At 43.0% G+C, this 21312-nt stretch carries 15 protein-coding genes and 2 pseudogenes; 8 read left to right on the top strand and 9 right to left on the bottom strand.

What is annotated here, in order from left to right; genetic code table 11:
* Window positions 1-6: 6 nt before the first annotated feature.
* From BBH88_RS06975 to ezrA, 4 genes and pseudogenes are all read right to left on the bottom strand, one after another.
* Window positions 7-757 (bottom strand): annotated as a pseudogene (locus BBH88_RS06975) (AMP-binding enzyme); the annotation flags it as partial.
* Between the two features lie 510 nt (window positions 758-1267).
* Window positions 1268-2470 (bottom strand): tRNA uracil 4-sulfurtransferase ThiI, encoded by a 1203-nt coding sequence (thiI, locus tag BBH88_RS06970; protein WP_006830000.1) that lies wholly within the window; start codon window positions 2468-2470, stop codon window positions 1268-1270.
* Entirely contained in the window at window positions 2467-3579 is a 1113-nt protein-coding gene (locus BBH88_RS06965; RefSeq protein ID WP_006829999.1) for a cysteine desulfurase family protein, read from the bottom strand. Before BBH88_RS06965 ends, thiI begins: the two co-directional genes overlap by 4 nt.
* A 60-nt stretch (window positions 3580-3639) precedes the next feature.
* Complete coding sequence (gene ezrA / locus BBH88_RS06960) at window positions 3640-5343, bottom strand: septation ring formation regulator EzrA (protein ID WP_006829998.1); 1704 nt, start codon at window positions 5341-5343, stop codon at window positions 3640-3642.
* A gap of 154 nt (window positions 5344-5497) precedes the next feature.
* Between ezrA and hisJ the strand changes: the two genes are divergently transcribed.
* Both hisJ and BBH88_RS06950 read left to right on the top strand, forming a co-directional pair.
* Window positions 5498-6298, top strand: a complete 801-nt coding sequence (gene hisJ / locus BBH88_RS06955; protein WP_065537060.1) for a histidinol-phosphatase HisJ — start codon at window positions 5498-5500, stop codon at window positions 6296-6298.
* A gap of 129 nt (window positions 6299-6427) precedes the next feature.
* Complete coding sequence (locus tag BBH88_RS06950; RefSeq protein WP_065537061.1) at window positions 6428-6907, top strand: GAF domain-containing protein; 480 nt, start codon at window positions 6428-6430, stop codon at window positions 6905-6907.
* An 81-nt stretch (window positions 6908-6988) separates the two neighbouring features.
* Here BBH88_RS06950 and megL read toward each other — a convergent pair whose 3' ends face one another.
* A complete protein-coding gene (gene megL, locus BBH88_RS06945) occupies window positions 6989-8197 on the bottom strand; it encodes a methionine gamma-lyase (RefSeq protein ID WP_065537062.1) in 1209 nt (402 codons plus the stop codon).
* Window positions 8198-8526: 329 nt separating this feature from the next.
* Between megL and rpsD the strand changes: the two genes are divergently transcribed.
* The gene (gene rpsD, locus BBH88_RS06940; protein ID WP_006829994.1) at window positions 8527-9129 is read left to right on the top strand and encodes a 30S ribosomal protein S4; all 603 of its coding nucleotides are present in this window, start codon (window positions 8527-8529) and stop codon (window positions 9127-9129) included.
* Window positions 9130-9481: 352 nt separating this feature from the next.
* Here the strand turns inward: rpsD and BBH88_RS06935 are convergent, their stop codons facing one another.
* Window positions 9482-10324 (bottom strand): STAS domain-containing protein, encoded by an 843-nt coding sequence (locus BBH88_RS06935; RefSeq protein WP_006829993.1) that lies wholly within the window; start codon window positions 10322-10324, stop codon window positions 9482-9484.
* A 352-nt stretch (window positions 10325-10676) separates the two neighbouring features.
* Here BBH88_RS06935 and BBH88_RS06930 point away from each other — a divergent pair, with 352 nt between their 5' ends.
* Window positions 10677-11483: a cobalamin-binding protein gene (locus BBH88_RS06930; RefSeq protein ID WP_006829992.1), complete on the top strand. Its 807-nt coding sequence runs from the start codon at window positions 10677-10679 to the stop codon at window positions 11481-11483.
* Window positions 11484-11582: 99 nt separating this feature from the next.
* Here BBH88_RS06930 and BBH88_RS06925 read toward each other — a convergent pair whose 3' ends face one another.
* On the bottom strand, window positions 11583-12017 hold the full coding sequence (locus BBH88_RS06925; RefSeq protein WP_065537063.1) for a general stress protein: 435 nt from the start codon (window positions 12015-12017) through the stop codon (window positions 11583-11585).
* A gap of 144 nt (window positions 12018-12161) precedes the next feature.
* Window positions 12162-13427, bottom strand: a complete 1266-nt coding sequence (gene tyrS / locus BBH88_RS06920; protein WP_006829990.1) for a tyrosine--tRNA ligase — start codon at window positions 13425-13427, stop codon at window positions 12162-12164.
* Between the two features lie 370 nt (window positions 13428-13797).
* On the opposite strand from tyrS, the gene BBH88_RS06915 reads away from it, so the two are divergent.
* The gene (locus BBH88_RS06915) at window positions 13798-16791 is read left to right on the top strand and encodes a transglycosylase domain-containing protein (protein WP_065537064.1); all 2994 of its coding nucleotides are present in this window, start codon (window positions 13798-13800) and stop codon (window positions 16789-16791) included.
* 92 nt (window positions 16792-16883) lie between these two features.
* Here the strand turns inward: BBH88_RS06915 and acsA are convergent, their stop codons facing one another.
* A complete protein-coding gene (acsA, locus tag BBH88_RS06910; protein ID WP_065537065.1) occupies window positions 16884-18602 on the bottom strand; it encodes an acetate--CoA ligase in 1719 nt (572 codons plus the stop codon).
* Between the two features lie 168 nt (window positions 18603-18770).
* Between acsA and BBH88_RS06905 the strand changes: the two genes are divergently transcribed.
* The 3 genes and pseudogenes from BBH88_RS06905 to BBH88_RS06895 all read left to right on the top strand — a co-directional run bounded on the left by BBH88_RS06905 (window position 18771) and on the right by BBH88_RS06895 (window position 21219).
* Window positions 18771-19403, top strand: coding sequence for a GNAT family N-acetyltransferase (locus BBH88_RS06905; protein WP_006829987.1), 633 nt, complete (start codon window positions 18771-18773; stop codon window positions 19401-19403).
* 23 nt (window positions 19404-19426) lie between these two features.
* Window positions 19427-20071, top strand: a complete 645-nt coding sequence (locus BBH88_RS06900; RefSeq protein ID WP_006829986.1) for an acetoin utilization AcuB family protein — start codon at window positions 19427-19429, stop codon at window positions 20069-20071.
* Window positions 20068-21219 (top strand): annotated as a pseudogene (locus BBH88_RS06895) (acetoin utilization protein AcuC). Before BBH88_RS06900 ends, BBH88_RS06895 begins: the two are co-directional and overlap by 4 nt.
* Window positions 21220-21312: the final 93 nt, after the last annotated feature.

Genomic DNA, 21312 nt, shown 5'->3' with positions numbered 1-21312 from the left:
CTGTGGTCATTTCTTTAGATTTTCCTGTTGACGCAGCTCTACACGCCTGATTTTTAAAGATGCCGTTTTTGGCAATTCCGTCCGGAAATCGATGGCATGTGAATATTTATATGGAGCAGTCAAGCTCTTAACGTGACTCTGCAGTTCTTTCATCCATTCATTTGAAGTGGTATGGCCTTCTACCATAACCACAAAAGCTTTGACAATTGTGCCGCGTATTTCATCAGGCGCACCGATGAGTGCACATTCTTGGACAGCCGGATGCTTAATTGGTGCGACTTACACTTCGAACGGGCAAATCGTGTAGCGGGAAGAAATGATGATATCGTCTCCACGATCTTCAAACCAGAAATAGACAGCATCACCTTTCGAACCTTTATCACCGGTTACATAATAGTCACAGCAGAATTACATCTTAGTACGTTCTGGATCTTTAAAGTATTCCGTGAATAAAGCCGGTGTGTCTATATGGACTTCGATATCTCCTACTTCGCCAACACACACAACTCGCTAAAGTCGTTAATGATCTCCTCACGGTTGCCGGGTGTCGGTTTGCCATAGAACCGATGCGGGCTTCCATGCCTTTCATAACACCCACCAGCAAGTTGTTTTCCATCTGGCCATAGCCGTCCCGAACCTCCAGACCGTAATTATTCTGGAAGACATTGATTACTTCCACGTTTAGGGGTTCCCCGGCAGATACTGCGCTGTGCAATGCGGACAAATCATAGTTCGCTAAATCTTTTTGTTTCGCCATTTTCATATTATTCCTCACAGGTGGACTTCGATCTGTGTCAGCGAATAAATGCATCAATCTGTTTAGTTTTTTATGTGAGTCGAACTGGAAAAATCGCTTCTAAGCAGACTTTTCGCTCTTTCTTCTAGTTTTCTCCCCAGAATGGGAGTTGAGGGCGCAGTTTTTGTGCTTGGGATTTCCATAGCAATATTTATGTCGATTTGAATCTTCAGATAGAAACGTATACTCTTCAGGTGAAAACGTTAAACCTGTATTTTCAAATCTTATACGAAGCATGGGCGCATACTCAATCGCTGACGAGCATTTCCTGTACCGCTTACCTACTTCTCATCATACGCACCGTAATTGCGTTACTTTGATCCAGCACCGGAGCGTCTATGGAGGAGTGGTGAATCAGGTGGACTTCCCCAGTTCATCGCGTGAGCCATGCCCAAAGCAACCGGGTCGACGTGCAACAGCGTCGCTCTTCTCAACAATAAAAAAACTGCCTTTAAAAGGCAGCTCAGCATTTTATAGAAGATCTTCAAATTGATTTACTTTGACGCGCGGGAACTTAATAATTTCTCGTTCTGCTACCGCTTCCTCGATTAACTCATCGAATGACACAAATTTTTCGTAGTACTCCACTTTCTCAAGCTTCGGTTTGGTTTTCGGATTTGCCGGCGTAAAAATCGTACAGCAATCCTCAAACGGTCGAATGGAAATATCATAGGTCCCAATCTGCTGTGCCGTATCGATGATTGCCAGTTTGTCCGTCGCGATCAATGGGCGCAGAATTGGCGTATTTGTCACAGCATTGATGGCGTGCAGACTTTCCAAAGTTTGGCTGGCAACCTGGCCAAGGCTTTCTCCGGTAATGATGGCTCGGCAATTGGTCTCAGCCATCAGCAGATCAGCAACGCGCATCATCATTCGGCGAGTTGAAGTCATGGTGATATTGTCCGGCACCTGTTTATGCACTTCCTGTTGCAGCTTGGTGAACGGGATAATGTGCAGATTGACGGATGAACCGAACTGTGACAACTTGTCAGCCAAGTCAAACACTTTTTCCTTGGCCCGGTCGTTGGTGAACGGTGGACTGAAGAAATGGATCATTTCTAGCCGGACGCCGCGTTTCAGCATATGATAGCCCGCAACTGGACTGTCCAGACCGCCAGACAGCATCAATAAGGCTTTGCCTCCAGCTCCCACAGGCAAACCTCCAGCCCCTTGAATGACTTCTGCCATCATATAGACTGCTTCTTCGCGCACTTCTACTTTCAAGTCAATTTCAGGGTCCTTCATCTGAACCTTCAAACCCGGAAAAATTCTCAGCACATGAGAGCTGAGCTCTTTCATGATTTCGGGTTTTTCATGCGGAAATTTTTTGAATGGCCGCTTGACAGATATTTTGAAACTTTTATCAGTATCTTGGATTTTCGCGATTACCGCTTCCGCTGTTTTTTTCATCGCTTCGAGATCTAGCTCACAAGCAGTCACCGGGCTGAATGATTGGATACCAAAGACCTGCGGCAGGCGCTCAATTACTTGTGCCAAATCCTGTTCACTATCTGACGTGATAAACATCCGGTCGCGTTCCGCTTTGATCTGGATGTGTTGTAAATCGGAAAAAGTTTGCCTAACATTGTCGCGCAGCCGCCCGATGAACGAACTACGATTTTTGCCTTTTGTTGATAACTCGCCATAACGAACGAGGATTTGATTGGTTTTCATAAATGGTTAGCTCCTTTAATCATGCGGTAAACCCGCTGAAATGCGCTTTGTAGCGCGATAATGTCCCGTTCTTCGGTAAAATTCCCAAAACTGATTCGCATAACGCCGTCCTTGAATTCGCGAGGCAAGCCAATTGCCTGGACAACATGGCTTGTATTAGCGCCCTTTGATGAACAGGCGCTGGAAGTAGAGACAATGATTGACTCTTTTTGTAGACCTGATACCAGGATTTCGCCTTTTACCCCTTTTACCGCTACCGCCAGAATATGAGCAGCGGCTTGTTTGGGGCTAACAATTTTTACCCCGTTAAATTCCGAAAAAAATTGGCGCAGGTCTTGATTCCATTTTCTGTACAGCGGATTTGGCTCTGCTAATCTTAATGCTTTTGCTAAGGCCACCGCATTTGGGACAGAAACGGTACCGCTGCGTATTCCCGATTCTTGACCGCCACCATACTGGATAGTTTCCAATTCAACTCCGGAATACGCTAATAGTCCACTACCTTTCAATCCATGAATTTTATGTGCTGATATCGTTATTAAATCAGGCAATGCGGTTGGATCAAATTCCAATTTACCCATACTTTGTGCAGCATCCACATGAAAAAAGATACGCTTTTTTTTAAGTAGACGTGCAATATCTGCAACTGGATGGATAGTTCCAATTTCATTATTGACGTGCATTAAGGAGACCAGGATCGTATCACTTTGCAACGAATTTTCCAACTCATCGACATTGATTTCACCCGAATGATTGACTGATAGACGTGTTATTTTAAAGCCCTCCCGCTCCAATGCAGCGAGGCTATTTGAGACGGAAGAATGTTCCGTCTGAGCTGTTACGATATGCTTGCCGCGGTGTTGGTAGCTTCGTGCTGTGCCGAACAAAGCCAGGTTATTTGCTTCCGTTCCGCCGGAAGTAAAGACGACACTCTCCATTTGCAGCTGCTCTTTCAGTTGGTTGCGCGCAGTTTCCAGCAGATCCTCTGCTTGGTTGCCGAGCATGTGGAGCGACGCTGGGTTAGCATAAAACTGCTCATTCACTTTCACAAAAGCATCGAGCACTTCTTTTCTCGGCTGCGTTGTCGCACTATTGTCCAGATAAATCATTTTACCACCTCCGAAAAGAAAACCACCAGCTCTTTCGCTGGTGGTTTTCTTTTTGTTTTTTTAAATGCGCCAAGCGTCTTCTTTGACCAGCACTTCGATACGCTTCATCGAACCAGGTTCAAATTTTTCAACTGCAGTTGCCGCTTCTTCTAATGCTTTTGTATACCGAAGCTGACGGAAAGATTCTTCTGCTTCTTCTAGCTTGGCATCCAATTGCAGATCGGATTTGCGGTAGCGGTTGCCGTATTGAATGATGCGTTCAATCAATAGCACGTTTTCAACCATTTCAACCGCTTTTGTATGGACATCATCAATGCTTTTCTCAGCTTGCTCTAAGTAATTATGCACCAGTTTGATATTCAATGGCACTTCACGCAAAGTCTGCATGGTAACAAAAAGATGTTCTTCCGCTTCTTCAAGCCGCACATCCATATCTTCCGGAATTCCTGGAATATTGGCTTTATGCAAAACACGATCGGTTTCCTGCAATTTACGTTTCAATTGTTCGACTTTGGCACGCGCATTGTTTTCTTCAATGCGCAGGCTCTTCAATGCAGTCATGAAATCAATTTGTGTCGAATCAACAATCGATAAATCTTCACGAATGTGAAGCAACTCTTCTTGAAGGCCTGAATACGCTGATTGATCTTCTTCCAAGCGCGAGCGCAACAAGTCGTAGCGTTTCGCTAATTGCTCCATTTTTTCCATACAAGACTTTGGAATGGCCGCTTCGCTTTCGCTGATTTTGTAGCTGTGCTGGACATATCTGCACTCTTCTTCCATTTCTGTCGTGTCGCGTGCCACGACTTCCAAATGGCGTTCTGTATCCACACTAAATTCATCCACATAATGCTTGGCTTCTACTTCTTTTTCCAGAAGCTCATAAAGTGAATCAATCTGGTCTTTCATGCTTTCCACTGCAATTTTCGTTTGCTCAACAACGAGTTGTGCGATGTTCATCTTGAGCACTTTCAGCTCTTCTTCCATCTCATCCAGTTGAAGTGTCAATTCCAAATGCCCCAGATAATAAGACTGCTCTTCCATTTCGTTCTTGCCTTGGCGCAGTTCAGCGATGTATGAAGGAATTTTTGTCTGGACATCAGCTAATAATGGCGGAATGTCATCGACTAACAGAAAAGCAGCTTCGCCTTCAGTTGATAAACTAATAACAATTTCTCGAGCTTTTAAATAATTGCCTTCATTGGTCAATTTCTCGTATTCATCAAACATTGGAATAAAGGATTCAAGTTTTTTCTCGAGTGGTCCAGCGGCAGCTCCATAAGAATGCTGATGCGCCAGCAGGTTTTTCCGTGCACGACGGTATTTTTCCTGAATAAGATCAATTTCGCTGCGGTTTTTTTCTTCGCTGCCAATCAATTCTTCCAATTCAACCAAGATGCTATTCATCTGTTGATCAACGGTATCGATTTTCACTTCAGTTTCCTGTTCAATCTTTGTCGCTTTGCCGAATCTAAAGCGGTTGATCGCTTCTTCAGCGTCATATAGGGAAGCATCAATTTTTGGAATATGCACATCCATGATTTCAGTCCACACATTGCGCCAGCGTTCAAACATCTCTTCCGTTTGGCCATTCATGTTTAATTGTTTCACTTTTGTTAGTTCTTCAAGTATCGGTTTATTTTGTATTTGCAGTTTTAACTGTTCCAAGCGCTCAATTTCAGCTAAATGTTTTTTGCGAAACATAAAGCCGATGATCGTTATCGCTAATAGAATGATGACCGCAATGATGATATACTCCATCATAAGTCACATAGCCCCCTGTTCCAAAATCACATTACCAGTTATACGTAAATGTATTCATGATTCTTCTATTTTAACATGTATTCTACTCTTTTGTTTGCCAAATTAGAAGAAAAGCGATTATATTTTTAATATAGACAGAAAAGAGGTTGCCTTTATGAAACGAGATGGTCACATTCACACACCATTTTGTCCACACGGGACAAAAGACTCAACCGAATTGTATATTGAAAAAGCAATAAAGTCCGGGTTCACAGATATTTCTTTTACTGAGCACGCTCCACTTCCAGTCAATTTTTCAGATCCTACACCGAATAAAGATAGCGGCATGAACATGTCCCAACTCTCACTTTATATAGAGGAAATTTCTCATTTAAAAAACGTTTACCAAAAAGATATCCACATCCGCTTAGGCTTAGAAGTCGATTTTATCGCAGGATTTGAAAAGGAAACACGTTCCTTTTTAGATGAGTTCGGTCCTGATCTCGACGACGCTATTTTATCGGTTCATTTCCTTCAAGTAAACAATCGTTATTTTTGCTGTGATTTCAGTCAGGATGTATTTGCAGTACTGTCAGCTGCAAGCGGCTCTATAGAAGCAACTTACGAGCTTTATTACAACACTGTAGACGCGTCTATCCAGTCAGATCTCGGACAATTCAAACCAAAACGAATTGGTCATCCGACGCTGATTCACAAATTCCAATTGGCGCATAATGAAACAATCAATGATGACTCACAAATCCGACACATCCTGCAGCTAATGAAGAAAACCGGGTGTGAACTTGATGTTAACGGTGCCGGGTTCTCAAAAACGGATTGTCAGGAATCCTATCCACCGCTCAATTATATTGAATACGCCAAATCACTCGGCATTCCCTTAGTCTTCGGCTCTGACGCTCATAATGTCAATGGCTTGCATAAGCATTACGAGAAATTTTATACTTATCTAAGTTAATACGTTCCGTTCTGTTTCTGCTCTTCCCAAAACCCGTTTCAAAAATTCTATATAGAGTATAGCGAAACAAAATACGAGTTCTGAAATCTCTAATTAAACCAAAAACAAAACGAAATGAGGAAAATATTGATGTTTACACAAACCGATTACAGTGGCAGTAACTTAGAACAATACACTATGCTTTCGAAACAATTAGATGCTTTACTAGAAGGGGAAAATAACAGCATCGCTAATTTAAGTAATGCCTCAGCTTTGCTTAACCAATTTCTTGAACGCACCAATTGGGTTGGATTTTACTTGATGGAGGAAGGAGAACTTGTACTTGGTCCTTTCCAAGGTCTTCCTGCCTGCGTCCGGATTCCATTAGGCAAAGGCGTGTGCGGCACAGCCGTTTCTGAAAAAAAAACAATGTTGGTTAAAGACGTTCAAGCGTTCCCTGGTCACATCGCTTGCGATGCAGCATCTCGTTCTGAAATCGTCATTCCGTTGATGAAAGAAGATCAGGTAATCGGTGTACTTGATATCGACAGCCCAGAGCTGAGTCGTTTTACAGAAGAAGATCAGCAAGGCCTGGAGCTTTTTGCAACGGTTTTAATGAAGCATCTGTAATAGAGAAAGACCCGGAACTTAACAGCTGAGTTCCGGGTCTTTCTTAGGGAATAAAGGTTCGCTTTTTCATTTACGTTTTGCTTATATTTCCTGAAGCTTTGGTTTCACTTGTTCAAATGCTTTACTTAAATCATTGATTACGTCGTCCATATGTTCTAATCCAACCGACAGCCGGAGTAAAGAATCACTGATACCCATTGCCTGCCTGCTTTCTGCTGGCACGACTGCATGAGTCATTGTTGCTGGATGCTGGATTAACGTTTCTGCATCACCAAGGCTGACAGCAATCTTAATAAGCGATAAAGCGTTTAAGAAAGCTTGAGCTTCTTTTTTACCGCCTCTGATTTCAAAGGAAATCAACCCGCCGCCTTGGCGCATTTGCCGCTTGGCGATTTCAACTTGTGGATGCTGTTCGTCAAATGGATAGTAGATGTCCTTCACTAATTCCTGTTGCTTTAGAAAATTCAGCACTGTTTGAGCATTGGCAACATGCCGATCCATCCGTACATGAAGAGTTTTCATTCCTCTTAGCAATAACCACGCATCAAAAGGTGACATAATGCCGCCCACATCTTTTTGCACAGTCATTCGGATATGCTGCATTTCGTCCGCATCGCGCCCAACCAAAATTCCGCCGACCACATCCCCGTGGCCGTTCAGGTATTTTGTAGCGCTATGCAAGACAAAATCCGCTCCCATACGTAACGGGTTCTGCAAATAAGGAGAACAGAACGTGTTATCTACAATGACGCGGAGATTATGCTTTTTCGCAACGGCCATAACTGCCTCTAAATTAACAAGCTCCATCGTCGGATTGATCGGTGTCTCCACGTAAATGCAGACTGTTTCCGGTTGGATCGCTCGCTCGACTTCTTCTTCGTTGGTCATAGAAACCAAGTCATGCGTAATGCCGTATTTTTCTTCCATGATCTCAAGCAAACCGAAAGTGCAGCCATAAATTCCTCTCGAGCAAAGTACATGATCACCCGCTTTGGTCAAGTAAATTAAAATCGCACTGACAGAGGCCATCCCTGATCCAAAAGCCAATGCGCCTTGACCTCCTTCGATTTCCGTCATCCGGTTCTCTAGTACACGAACAGTCGGATTGCCGAGCCGTGAATAAATATTGCCTTCGCAATTTCCCGCAAAACGATCTTCTCCCTGCTCTGCATTTGCAAAAGAATAAGTCGAAGTCTGATAAAGCGGTGTCACGAGACTGTCATGATGTTTGGAACTGTCGTAGCCTTTATGGATAACCGCCGTTTCAATATTCATTTCTTTTTCTCTCATTAATATTCACCCCTTAGCTAATATAGAAAGCGCTTACATACATACTCACATTCATTCTACCTTGTACAATAAGAAAAAGGAAGGCAGTACTCCAAACTAATCTGAGACTCGCTGTTGACTTTAGCTTCTAAAATCAGTTATACTATGCTTTGTGTAAAATAATCGCAGCAGTTGTATGTGCGTGTTCGTTCATTTTATTCCTCATAGCAGGTGTATCGTGTAACTCTTTGGCTGCTGAGCGAAGGTACAAGAATATAAAATGGCTTGCAGCATGAATGCATCTGGTTTTTATTTTACTCTAAAAACCAAAAACAGAGGAGGAGACTTATATGTCTCGTTATACAGGCCCATCATGGAAACTGTCACGCCGCTTAGGAATTTCCCTTACAGGCACAGGTAAAGAATTAGAAAAACGCCCTTACGCACCAGGTCAACACGGTGCTAACCAACGCAGAAAAGTTTCTGAATATGGTTTGCAACTTCAAGAAAAGCAAAAGTTGCGCTTTATGTACGGAGTAACTGAGCGTCAGTTCAAAACTTTGTTCAACAAAGCCGGCAAAATGGACGGCAAACACGGTGAAAACTTCATGATTCTTCTTGAAGCTCGCCTTGATAACGTTGTTTATCGTTTAGGTCTTGCGCGCACTCGTCGCCAAGCTCGCCAAATCGTAAACCACGGTCACATCCTTGTTGATGGCAAACGCGTCGACATTCCGTCATTCAGCGTGAAACCAGGACAAACAATTGCTTTCCGTGAAAAATCAAACAACCTTGATGTAGTAAACGAAGCAATCGAAGTAAGCAACTTCGTTCCTGAATATGTAACTATCGATACTGATAGCAAAACAGGAACATTCGTCCGCCTTCCAGAGCGTAGCGAATTGTCTGCTGAAATCAACGAACAATTGATCGTTGAGTACTACTCACGTTAATTGAAAAATTACGTAAACGGTAGTATCGAACCCCCCCTAAACCTTGTTAATTCAATGGTATTGGGGGGTTTTTTTGACTTACTTTTCTTCTAGGGCTGCTTACTGAATGAACGGTTGCGTGCGGAGTTTTTTTATTCTGCAAATAAACTATAGTTTTCCGCAAACAAGCCGTCCTATTCTGCAAATAAAATCCATATTCCATAAACAAACATTATAATATTGCTTGGTCTTTGCGAAATCTTTGCGTTTATAGCTTTAGGATGGCTATCATTCAACAATAATAGTTGAGTATATTAAAAAGATCTCCAGAACCATCGTTGGTCCCGGAGATCTTTTTGATGTATTCTTTTGTTTAAACCAAGTGAATTCTATTTTGTTTTAACGCTTGAGCAATTGTGTTATAGACTTCAATGTCGATAAACTTAATGCCTAATTGTACTGCAGTTTGGGCAATAACAGGACTGATGCCGGATAGAGCTACTCGAACTCCAATAATCTCCAACCCCTTTATCAGCTGAAAGACCTGCTGGGCAACCATTGTATCTATCAGCGGAACGCCGGACAGATCGATGAACAGTTTCTCCAGATTGTTTTTGGAGCTCTGTGCTAACGCTTTTTCGAACATGATTTCTGCGCGATACGGTGTAATTTCACCAATCAATGGCAGCATGCCCATTTTTTCAGCCAGTAAAATAATCGGTGCACTCATTTCCACAATCATCTGCTGCTGGGAATTCATCCGTTTTTCCGCGGCTTTCGAATTTTTATCCGTGAATTCAACGATGACTTTGCTGAATGTCAGAACCACCACTTTTGTCCATTCCATTAGTTTTTCATGACTAATCTGCTCTTTATTGCTCAAGACATAAGCTCCGATTTCATCTAAATATTGCTGTTGCGCTCGAAAAAACTCATCGATGACTTCGACTATTGGTGTATCGAGGTGAGCTTCATCCTTTGCAATTGTCTCTATCCAATCCTGAAAGCCATCTACAAATTCATTGTTATCCTTTTGGAACATTACACAAAACCGAAGATGGAATTCATGGGTCTGTTTTTTTAACAAAGCCACTTTATCTGGATCGGTTGAACCGTAGACACCAGCTTTACTTTTATCCAATGAACGATACCAATCTTCGGTCATTTTCCAGGTCTGTGCGCTTAAGTGCTCAAACAAGTCTTGATCTTTCAACATTTCATAGCCATTGCATCAAATCGGCGAAGAGTCCTTGCATGAGTTGAATTCTGCAAGTTCTTACAGCCTATTCGGCAACAGCCTCACCCCGCTCTCGCTTATAATTTCATATTAATCGCTGTTTAAATTGAAGTAACTTCCATTTCCTCTTCTCAATATGCTTACCCAAATATATGTACATTAAACTCTTATTGATTTCCGCCGTCTCTATTTTTAGAGATTTTACAGAACATAAACTTTACTCATGCAAATTTTCACTGCCTCTATCATACTTTGTTTGCACTATTTCATCAATCGACAAAAAAGTTTTTCTTCGAACATGTTAAACTGAAGAAAATGGAGGTGGAGTCGCATGCGAATAATTTCAATTTGCCCAAGCAACACTGAATTGCTAGCATTTTTAGATGCAGAACACTTACTGGTTGGCATTGATGATTATTCTGATTGGCCTAAAGAAATTACTACATTGCCACAACTGGGTCCTGACTTGTCGATCCGAATGGATGAACTGGAAGCGTTAAAACCCGATTTGGTTCTTGCGTCATTGAGTGTACCGGGAATGGAAAAAAACGTGGACGAACTGGTACGAAGAAAAATCCCTCATCTTGTGCTAAATCCTCAAACTTTGGAGGAAATCGGAGAGGACTTGTTGAAAGTGGCTGACGCTTGTGGAATAGATGCCAATGTTGTTCATATGGACTACCTAAATGTTATCGAGGACATCAAAAAACGCGGACAACAAGCGGAGACCCGACCGTCCCTTTACTGGGAATGGTGGCCAAAACCGGTCTTCACTCCTGGAAAAATCAACTGGCTAACTGAAATTAGCACTATGACTGGGGCTCGCAACGTATTCGACGATACCGATTCTGCTAATATCCAAACAGATTGGGCCGATGTGCTGGAACGGCAGCCTGACTATATCCTCCTCGCATGGGTCGGCATTTTAACTGCTAAAGTCAAACCCGAACTTGTTAAAAAGCGCCCTGGTTGGAACGATATGAAAGCCATCAAACACATCCATGTCATGGAGGAAGAACTTTATTGCCGCCCTTCTCCCCGTTTGATTGAAGGCGCCATCCGATTAGGGAAATTAATTCATCCAAAGGAGTTTGCAGACATGGAACTTCCGCAATTTATTAGAGAAAAGCAAATTTGAGAGATTACATGGCGTGATAAAGCTAGTGATATTACGCTTCTCTAAACTCCAAGCAAAAAAGCCATCCAATCGAGGATGGCTTTTTGTTTTCGTCTTTATTTACAGTCCTGCTTGTCCTCGCCGGCTTCCGTTTAAAGGATCTTTACCACTATGGCTTTGATCACCTCTTATTGTTGTATCTCTTTCATTGCCAATGAGAGGATCTCGTTCTGTTGTGAATGTATCCTGATCGCTGCGGTCTGGTATGGTATTTTTGTCTTCTTCAACCAATACCAATATTTTCCCTTCATTATGTGTTTCGTACATTTCTGCCTCATCGTCCGGTACTCCGAGACCAATGAGTCCGCCTACACCTGCACCCGTAGCTGCTCCTTCTCCTGCATGCGTTTCTGTCTCCTCTGTAATCGTTTCGGTTTCCTGCTTATCTTTGCTCAAGACTGAGATGTCTTTATTGTTATGTCCTTGCTGCTGCAAATCTTCAATTGCCCGAATGGCTTCATTTTCTGTTTCATACGATCCAACTACTTTTGACATTTCTAACGCCTCCTTGAAGTTTTAGTAAAGTCAATCGCCGTTCATCTTTGTTGCTACCCGCTGCATGTCCGTTTAAACGTGTATTTCTTTCCAGTGCATAAAAAAAGACAACTGAAGAAAATCCAGCTGTCTTTTGAAGGTATTTTATTGAAACTGTACCATATGATATTTCTTTTTGCCGCGGCGGATGATGGCAAAGGCATCTTCCAACCGATCTTTTTCATCAACGATATATGTCAAATCCGTCACTTTTTCACCATTGACAGAAATCGCGCCATTCGTAACATCTTCTCGCGCTTGTCTTTTCGATGAAGAAATTCCTGCTTCCACAATCAAATCAACAATGGCTTTGTTTTCTTTTGCCATTTCCACTGATGGTACATCCTTGAAGGCTGCCTTCATCTCTCCAGAAGATAAAGCTTTCAAGTCTCCGCTGAATAAAGCTGTTGTAATGCGCTGTGCATCTGAAAGTGCCTCTTCCCCGTGAATCAATTTGGTCATTTCTTCTGCCAAGGTTTTTTGAGCTTTCCGTAAATGAGCTTCTGTTTCTACTACCGCTTTTAACGCTTCAATTTCTGGGCGGCTAATAAATGTGAAAATTTTCAAGTATTTGATAACATCGGCATCTGCTGCGTTGATCCAGAATTGATAAAATTCATAAGGTGTCGTCTTTTTTGGATCTAACCAGACAGCGCCTCCAGTTGATTTGCCAAATTTTGTACCATCTGCTTTTGTTACAAGTGGAATCGTGATACCAAATGCTTTTGACTCTTCATCATGCGTTTTACGAATCATTTCAAGGCCTGAAGTAATATTACCCCATTGATCAGAACCGCCGATCTGGATACGGCAATTATACTTGTTGTACAAATGATTAAAATCAATTGCTTGAATAAGCGTGTAAGAAAACTCCGTAAACGAAATGCCCGTCTCCAACCTCGTCGCAACTGAATCTTTCGCGAGCATATAGTTGACCGAGATCAATTTGCCGTAATCGCGCAAAAATTCGATAACGCTCATCGCACCGATCCAATCACGATTATTGACCATTTTCGCTCCATTTTCGGATTTGAAATCAAAAATTTGCTCCATCTGTACTTTGATTGCTTCGACATTGCGATCGATTTGTTCAGTCGTCTGCAATTGACGTTCTTCGTTCCGTCCAGAAGGATCGCCAATCATGCCAGTAGCACCGCCGACCAATAAAATTGGTTGGTGTCCATAAATTTGGAAACGACGCAGTGTGAGTAATGGAACAATATGCCCGATATGCATACTGTCTGCAGTAGGATCCACTCCGCAATATAAAGAGATTTTCTGTTCATCCAGTAATTTCTCCATACCTTCTTCATCTGTCTGTTGGTATAACAGCCCACGCCATTGTAGATCTTGAAGTAATTCGTTAGTCATTCTAATTCCTCCTTAAAATTTTGAAACGATGAGAGTCATAAAAAAACACATAAAAAGTCCCTGCATGAAAAATTCATGCAGGGACGCAATTGCGCGGTACCACCCAGCTTGGAGAAATAGATCTCCCTCTCATCATGTGCCGAACGGGGCACTTCCGTAAACTCCAGACCTGTAATTCGATCTATGCATTTTGACCGGTTTTCACCACCCACCAGCTCTCTAAACAAAATTGCACGCTCTACTTCGGGACCTTCACAGTTTCCAATATGAAATATACTAGTAGTTTACTTTATTATTCGATATTGTCAATATGCTTAGATGCAATTATAAGAATATGGTATACTATAAAAGATTTTAGGAGGTCGATAACGTGCGCAATAAATTTAAAAATTGGATAAGCAAAACTGAAGAAACAACCCATAAATGGACCTCAACAAAATGGTTTAAACGATTGAGTATTACCTCAGGCGTCATTTGGAATCTGGCATTGATCCTGGCTATTTTTTTGGTTACAGGGGGCGTCTTTGCTGCATCTGTTGGTGCTGGCTATTTTGCTTCGCTGGTGGATGAGGAAAAACTCCGCCCCGAAGATGAAATGCTTCGTGAAATCTACAGCTTTGAAGAAACATCTGAACTGTATTTTGACAACGAAGTCTATCTTGGAAAGCTGCAAACAGATTTAGAACGTGAAGTCACGACATTGGATAAGGTAGCAAGCTATGCAACAGATGCTGTTCTTGCCACTGAAGATGAATATTTCCTTGAACACGAAGGAATTGTACCAAAAGCAATACTGCGTGGCCTTTTCCAAGACGTTTCGAATTCGGACAACCAAACAGGCGGTTCGACGTTGACACAGCAATTGGTTAAGAATCAGATTTTAACAAACGAAGTGTCTTACGAGCGAAAAGCGAAAGAAATTCTTCTTGCTATGCGCTTGGAAAAATTCATGACGAAAGATGAAATTATACAAGCTTACTTGAATATTGTACCCTATGGCAGAATTTCTTCCGGAGCCCACATAGCCGGTATTGAAACGGCATCAAAAGGGATATTCAATGTATCAGCTAGCGACTTAAACTTGGCACAATCGGCATTTTTAGCAGGTATTCCTAAAGCTCCATATAGTTACACACCCTATGCAGAAGGTGGAAAACTAAAAGACGAAGCTGGATTGAAGCCAGGTCTCGACCGGATGAAAACCGTTCTTTTCCGAATGAAAGAAACAGAATATATTACACAGCAGGAATACGATGAAGCCATTGCTTACGATCTTGTGGCTACTTTCCGCCAAAACGAATCGCGTTCCTATTCTGAATTCCCATTTGTCACAGTAGAAATAGAAAAGCGGGCATCTCGGATTATTATGGATATTTTAGCTGAAAAGGATGGCATCGATCCCGCTACATTGGATGAAAACGATAAACTTTACGAAGAATACGCAATTCTTGCTGACCGGGCAGTGCGCTCAAACGGCTATCGCATCCATTCGACAATTGACAAGGACGTTTACTTGGCACAGGAAGCTGCTCAAAAATCCTATGAATCTTACGGCACCACTGTAGGCGGAAAAGGATTGAATGATGCTGGTGAAGTTGTCGATAAGCAATATCCCGTTCAAGTCGGCAGCATTATGATTGAAAATTCCACTGGTCGAATTATCAGTTTCGTGGGTGGACGCGATCATGAAGTCGAGAAGTTGAACCATGCCACTTCCGCCTATCGGTCCATGGGCTCTACCGTAAAACCTTTATTGGTTTATGGTCCTGCAATCGAATTTGGACAAATTGGTGCAGGATCTCCGCTGGTCGATGTGAAATTTGAACATATGGATGGTACTACAATGTGGAGGCCGGCAAACTTTACTGCATCGAGCGAACAAGGCATCATGCCTGCTCGTGATGCTTTGGCACAGTCTCAAAACTTGCCTGCTCTTCGCCTGTTTGCTCAAATCCAGCAACAATTGCCAATCCAGTTTATGATGAACGCTGGGTTTACACGCGTCGTAGAAGCAGAGAACAACAACTATGCTTCTGCGCTTGGTGGAGGAATTGAAGCTTCCGTAGAGGAGATTACCAATGGCTATGCAATGGTCGGAAACAACGGTCAACACATTGAAACTACAATGATTGATAAAATTGAAGATGCAGACGGTAATGTCATTTACGAACATAAAGCAGAGGCTAAGGAAATATTTTCTCCACCTACTGCGTATGTGCTGACAGACATGCTGCGTGATGTCTTTAAAACCGACCGCGGAACAGCGAGTCGCGCAAATGGATTATTAAAGTTCAACTCTGATTTTGCTGGAAAAACGGGTACGACGCAAAGTACAAAAGATGTCTGGTTGGTCGGCTACAATCCAAATATAACAATGGGTGTATGGCTTGGCTATGATGCCGAGAAGTTTACGCTGTCACGATTTGAGAATCGCGATTTGCCGGCTTCACTGCGTGTCAATCAATTATGGGCTCGTTTAATGAATGCCAGTTACGATGCCAGCCCCGATTTAGTTGGAACTTCAGAGAAATTTAAACAGCCAGAAGGCGTCGTTACAAAATCATTTTGTGGGATCTCTGGCTTAGCGCCAGGCGGTGCTTGCAAAAGCGCTGGACTTGTCCGCTCAGATCTGTTTAATGCTGAAGCAATGCTTCCAACAGAAACTGATGATAGCTTAACAAGCGGTTCATTTACAACAATTAATGGAAAACGTTACGCCGCTTTATCCAACACACCAAGTGAATTCGTTTCAGGTGGAGGCATCGGTGTTTCACAAAAATACATCGATCGCATGATGGCTCCATTTGGTGGAGACGCTGGCAAGCTGTTCCCTGGCAATTCAAGATTCTCTTCTGTAGTAGCAGGAGCAACGTTCAATGCCGATGGTGCTGCTCCTGGAGGTGTTCAGACTGCCATTAGCAGCAATACAATCAGTTGGACCAACTCTGGTTCGAATGATGTAGTTGGATACCGGGTTTATAAAGATGGTTCACGTGTTACTTCCATTTCTGAAGCAAGAAGCAATTCGTATTCCGCTTCTGGTGCTGGAAGTTATACGGTAGTGGCTGTGGACATCACTGGTAAACAATCAGCGGCTTCAAATAGTGTCAGCATCGCTGCACCGAAGCCAAAACCTGAACCAAAGCCAGAGCCAAAACCTGAACCAAAACCAACTGCGCCGCCGGTAGAAAAAGAACCGGAAGAGGAAGAAGCTCCACAGGCTGAAGAGGAAGCCGAAACTCCTCCTGCAACAGAAGAAGAAGCTCCACCTGAAGAAGAACCAGAACCGGAAGCTGAAGAGCCGGTTGAAGAAGAACCAGCTCCAGAAGAACCGGAAGAGCCTGCTGAAGAAGATGCGGCTTAATACAGGAAAAGCCCGATCCCCCAGTTAGGCGGATCGGGCTTTTTCTATTGAAAAAAAGACAACAAGCGAAATTCGCCTGTTGTCTTTCAGTATTAATCTTCCATTGTAGATAAATCGCCTGTTGGTAAATCCAGCTCCCATGCTTTCAGCACTCGGCGCATAATCTTACCGCTGCGCGTTTTCGGAAGTTTGTCTTTAAACTCGATTTCCCGTGGAGCTGCGTGGGCAGCCAAGCCTTTTTTGACGAATTGCTGGATATCTTGAACCAATTCTTCTGAAGGCTCATATCCATCATTCAACGCCACAAATGCTTTTATGATTTCACCACGGACCGGATCTGGCTTACCGATAACTCCCGCTTCAGCAACCGCTGGATGTTCCAGCAACTTACTTTCCACTTCGAAAGGTCCAACACGCTCACCAGAAGTCATGATAACATCATCTACACGACCCTGGAACCAGAAATAACCTTCTTCATCCATATAAGCTGAATCTCCTGAAACATACCATTTATCCTTCAGGAAGTAAGAATCGTATTTCGCTGGATTGTTCCAAATCTGACGCATCATCGCCGGCCATCCTTTTTCAATTGCCAGGTTGCCCATTTGATTAGGTGGCAGTTCATTTCCCTGATCATCGACAATTGCGACTTTGATGCCTGGCACCGGTTTGCCCATCGATCCAGGCTTAATATCCATGGCTGGATAGTTGCAGATGGTCTGTGCACCCGTTTCTGTCATCCACCACGTATCATGAATGCGTTTATCGAAGACTTGTGCTCCCCATCTCACCACTTCAGGGTTTAACGGCTCTCCTACCGATAATACGTGACGGAGAGTTGATAGATCGTATTCTTTTACTAGGGCATCACCCGCTCCCATCAGCATCCGGAATGCAGTTGGTGCACTGTACCAGACAGTTACGCCAAAATCTTCGATGGCCTTGTACCAGCCATCCGGAGAGAATCTCCCCCCCAGAATAACTGTTGTGACACCATTTAGCCAAGGTGAGAATACGCCATATGCAGTTCCTGTTACCCATCCCGGATCTGCTGTGCACCAATAGATATCGGTTTCATTGAAGTCTAAGACCCATTTTCCAGTCTGGTATTGCTGTACCATTGCATACTGAGCATGCAGGACGCCTTTCGGTTTGCCTGTAGAACCCGATGTATAATGCAGCACCAATCCATCTTCTTTATCCAGCCATTCAAGCTCGAAGTTGTCCGAACTGTCTGGTAAATGTTTTAGTACATCGATATGCCCGTCCTGCTCCTTGACTTCGTCTCCCACAAGATAAATCGTTTCCAAATTTGGCAACCGGTCATAAGGGATACGCTCCAACAGTTCTGGCGTTGTAATAATAGATTTAGCCTCACTGTCATCGAGCCGGTCATAAATGGCACCTTCCATAAATGCTTCAAACAAAGGTCCAACAATCAGCCCCATTTTTAACGCCCCGAACATCATAAAATAAAGTTCTGGAGAACGCGGCATGAAAATAAAGATTCGATCCCCTTTTTCCAAATTCGAAGTTGATTGAAGCAAGTTGGCAGCACGGTTCGTCATCCGCTTCATCTCATAAAACGTATATGCCTCATGTCTGTTCTGGTCTTTGTAGTACAGAGCCACTTTATTTTTTCGATAGGAATCTGCGTGGCGGTCAATCGCTTCGTGAGCCATATTCACTTTTCCGCTCTCATACCAGCTAAATTCCTTCTCAACTTCTGTCCAGTCGAAGTTAGCAGCTATCTCTTCATAATTATGTAATTGATGAGTTCCTTGTCGTGCTGGTAAAGCTTCCACATTCATCCTGATCACCCTTTCGCATTGATTAACTTATATTCTACAACATTGTCACAATTGAATGCGAATTATTTTAACTTTTTAGAAAATATAGCTTATTTCACCATCTTTTTTCCAAATCCACTTTTAGTTCATGTATAATGTAGCTAATTGCATCCTACAGGTGGTGAAATGATGGAACACAAAAAAACGTACAACTCCGTAGAATTGGAAACCCAACATGGCACTTTGATCATTGAAGGCCCTCTTCCCGGAAAAGAAATAAGTGAGCTCGAATTTCATGAAGATTTGGTCGCTTTTAGACCTCCTTCACAGCAGCATAAAGCCATTGTAGAAATTGCTGACTTGCCGGAAGGGCGAATTCTTGTTGCCCGAGAAGAAAACATGATTGTCGGCTATGTCACATTTCTCTATCCTGATCCTCTAGAGCGCTGGTCAGAAGGAAAGATGGATAACCTGATTGAGCTCGGAGCCATTGAAGTCATCCCAAAATACAGAGGTAGTGGTGTTGGAAAATCTTTATTAAAGATTTCGATGATGGATGACGCTTTCGAAGATTTCATTGTCATCACGACTGAGTATTATTGGCATTGGGATTTAAAAGGAACAGGATTGAATGTCTGGGAATACCGTAAAATCATGGAGAAAATGATGCAAGCCGGCGGACTTGAATATTACGCCACTGACGATCCTGAAATCAGCTCGCATCCGGCAAACTGCCTGATGGCCAAAATTGGCAGTCGTGTAGATAATGAATCGATTCAAAAATTCGATCAGCTGCGGTTCATGAATCGCTATATGTATTGATTTGACACAAAAGGGGTGCTCATATGTTGGTGGAAGAAATTATGAAAACTGATGTCTACACGCTTAGTTCCGACCAAACTGTTCAGGATGTTATGGACTTGTTTAAAGACAAGCGGATTCGCCATGCACCTATTGTTGATGATGAAAAAGTCGTCGGCATTGTGACCGATCGCGACTTGAAAGATGCTGTGCCTTCTAGATTCACTGTCTCACCAAAAGGTGAACCTTATAAAAAGAAAGTCACAGAAATCATGACGCCAAATCCGATTACGGCCCATCCTCTAGACTTTGTGGAGGAAGTGGCAATGATTTTCTATGAACAGAAAATTGGCTGTATTCCGGTTGTCAGCAACCAAAAACTCGTCGGTTTCTTGACCGAGACAGATCTTTTGTATACATTTATCGAACTGACCGGTGCACACCAGCCAGGCTCGCAAATCGAAGTTCGAGTTAAGAACCGTTCAGGTATCCTGTACGAAGTCTCGAAAGTATTTCATCAGCAGAACGTCAATGTGCTAAGTGTCCTCGTTTACCCCGACAGAGAAAACAGCAATAACAAGATTCTTGTTTTCCGTGTTCAGACGATGAATCCACTCGCCATTATTAACGAAATGCGTAAAGAAGGATTCGATGTCCTATGGCCAAACATGCCACAAGTGAACGAATGAAACATGCCGTATTCATCTTTTCAGAAGATCAATTGGGGTATAAATTTTCTGAAACACATCCGTTTAACCAGAAAAGACTCGTTTTAACGATTGATTTATTAAAAAAAATGAATGCGCTTCCAAGCGACTTGGTTGTGCCTGCCCGAATTGCGACTGATGAGGAATTGTTATTAGCCCACGATGAACGCTATATCGATATCGTCAAAAAAGCAAGCCGCGGCGAAGTGACGCCAGAAGCCGGTGAAAGCTACGGAATCGGCACAGAAGATACACCCATTTTCGAGAACATGCACGAAGCCAGTGCCAAGCTGGTCGGTGGAACATTGACGGCTGTAGATTATGTCATGGAAGGAAAAGCACAGCATGCGTTAAACTTAGGTGGCGGTCTACATCATGGTTTCCGCGGCAAAGCATCCGGATTTTGTATCTACAACGACAGCTCGGTTGCCATCAATTACCTGAAAAGCAAATATAACGCACGGGTGCTGTAAATTGATACCGACGCCCACCATGGCGACGGTGTACAATGGAGTTTTTACGATGATCCTGATGTCTGCACGGTTTCTATCCATGAAACGGGACGCTATCTCTTTCCCGGAACCGGCAATATCAATGAACGAGGCAGCGGCCAAGGGTATGGTACCTCCTTCAACTTTCCGATTGATGCGTTTACCGAAGATGAGTCTTTTCTAGAAATTTATCGGACGTCCATGAAAGAAATCATTGAATTTTTTAAACCGGATGTCATTTTAACGCAGAATGGAGCAGATGCCCATTATTTGGACCCTCTCACTCACTTATACGGGACTATGAATATTTACAAGGAAATACCAAGGATCGCGCACGAACTCGCTCATGAGCATTGTGAGGGCCGCTGGATAGCAGTTGGTGGCGGCGGGTACGATATTTGGCGCGTAGTCCCGCGTGCCTGGTCGTTAATCTGGATGGAAATGAATAATTTCCCTATACCTTCCGGCAAGTTACCGGAGTCATGGATGGAAAAATGGCAGCCAGAATCACCGGTCAAATTGATCGAGACATGGGAAGACCCGCCAAATATGTATCAAGCTATTCCGCGGAAAGCAGAAATTACCGATAAAAATCTTCAGATGCTGAACAAGGCGTTGTACATGATCCGCAATAAGTAGTGAGATAGAAACTGCTGTTCACTAACTATATATGTTGAACTAAATATTTTTAACACGAGTGGATTTTGTTCCATATCGCTGCGCTGATCTCTT

Origin of the sequence: Planococcus antarcticus DSM 14505, from assembly GCF_001687565.2 — a bacterium.
Taxonomy (GTDB): Bacteria; Bacillota; Bacilli; order Bacillales_A; family Planococcaceae; genus Planococcus; species Planococcus antarcticus.
The sequence above is the reverse complement of the archived record's forward strand: the minus strand, read 5'-3'. Positions and strand labels throughout refer to the sequence as shown.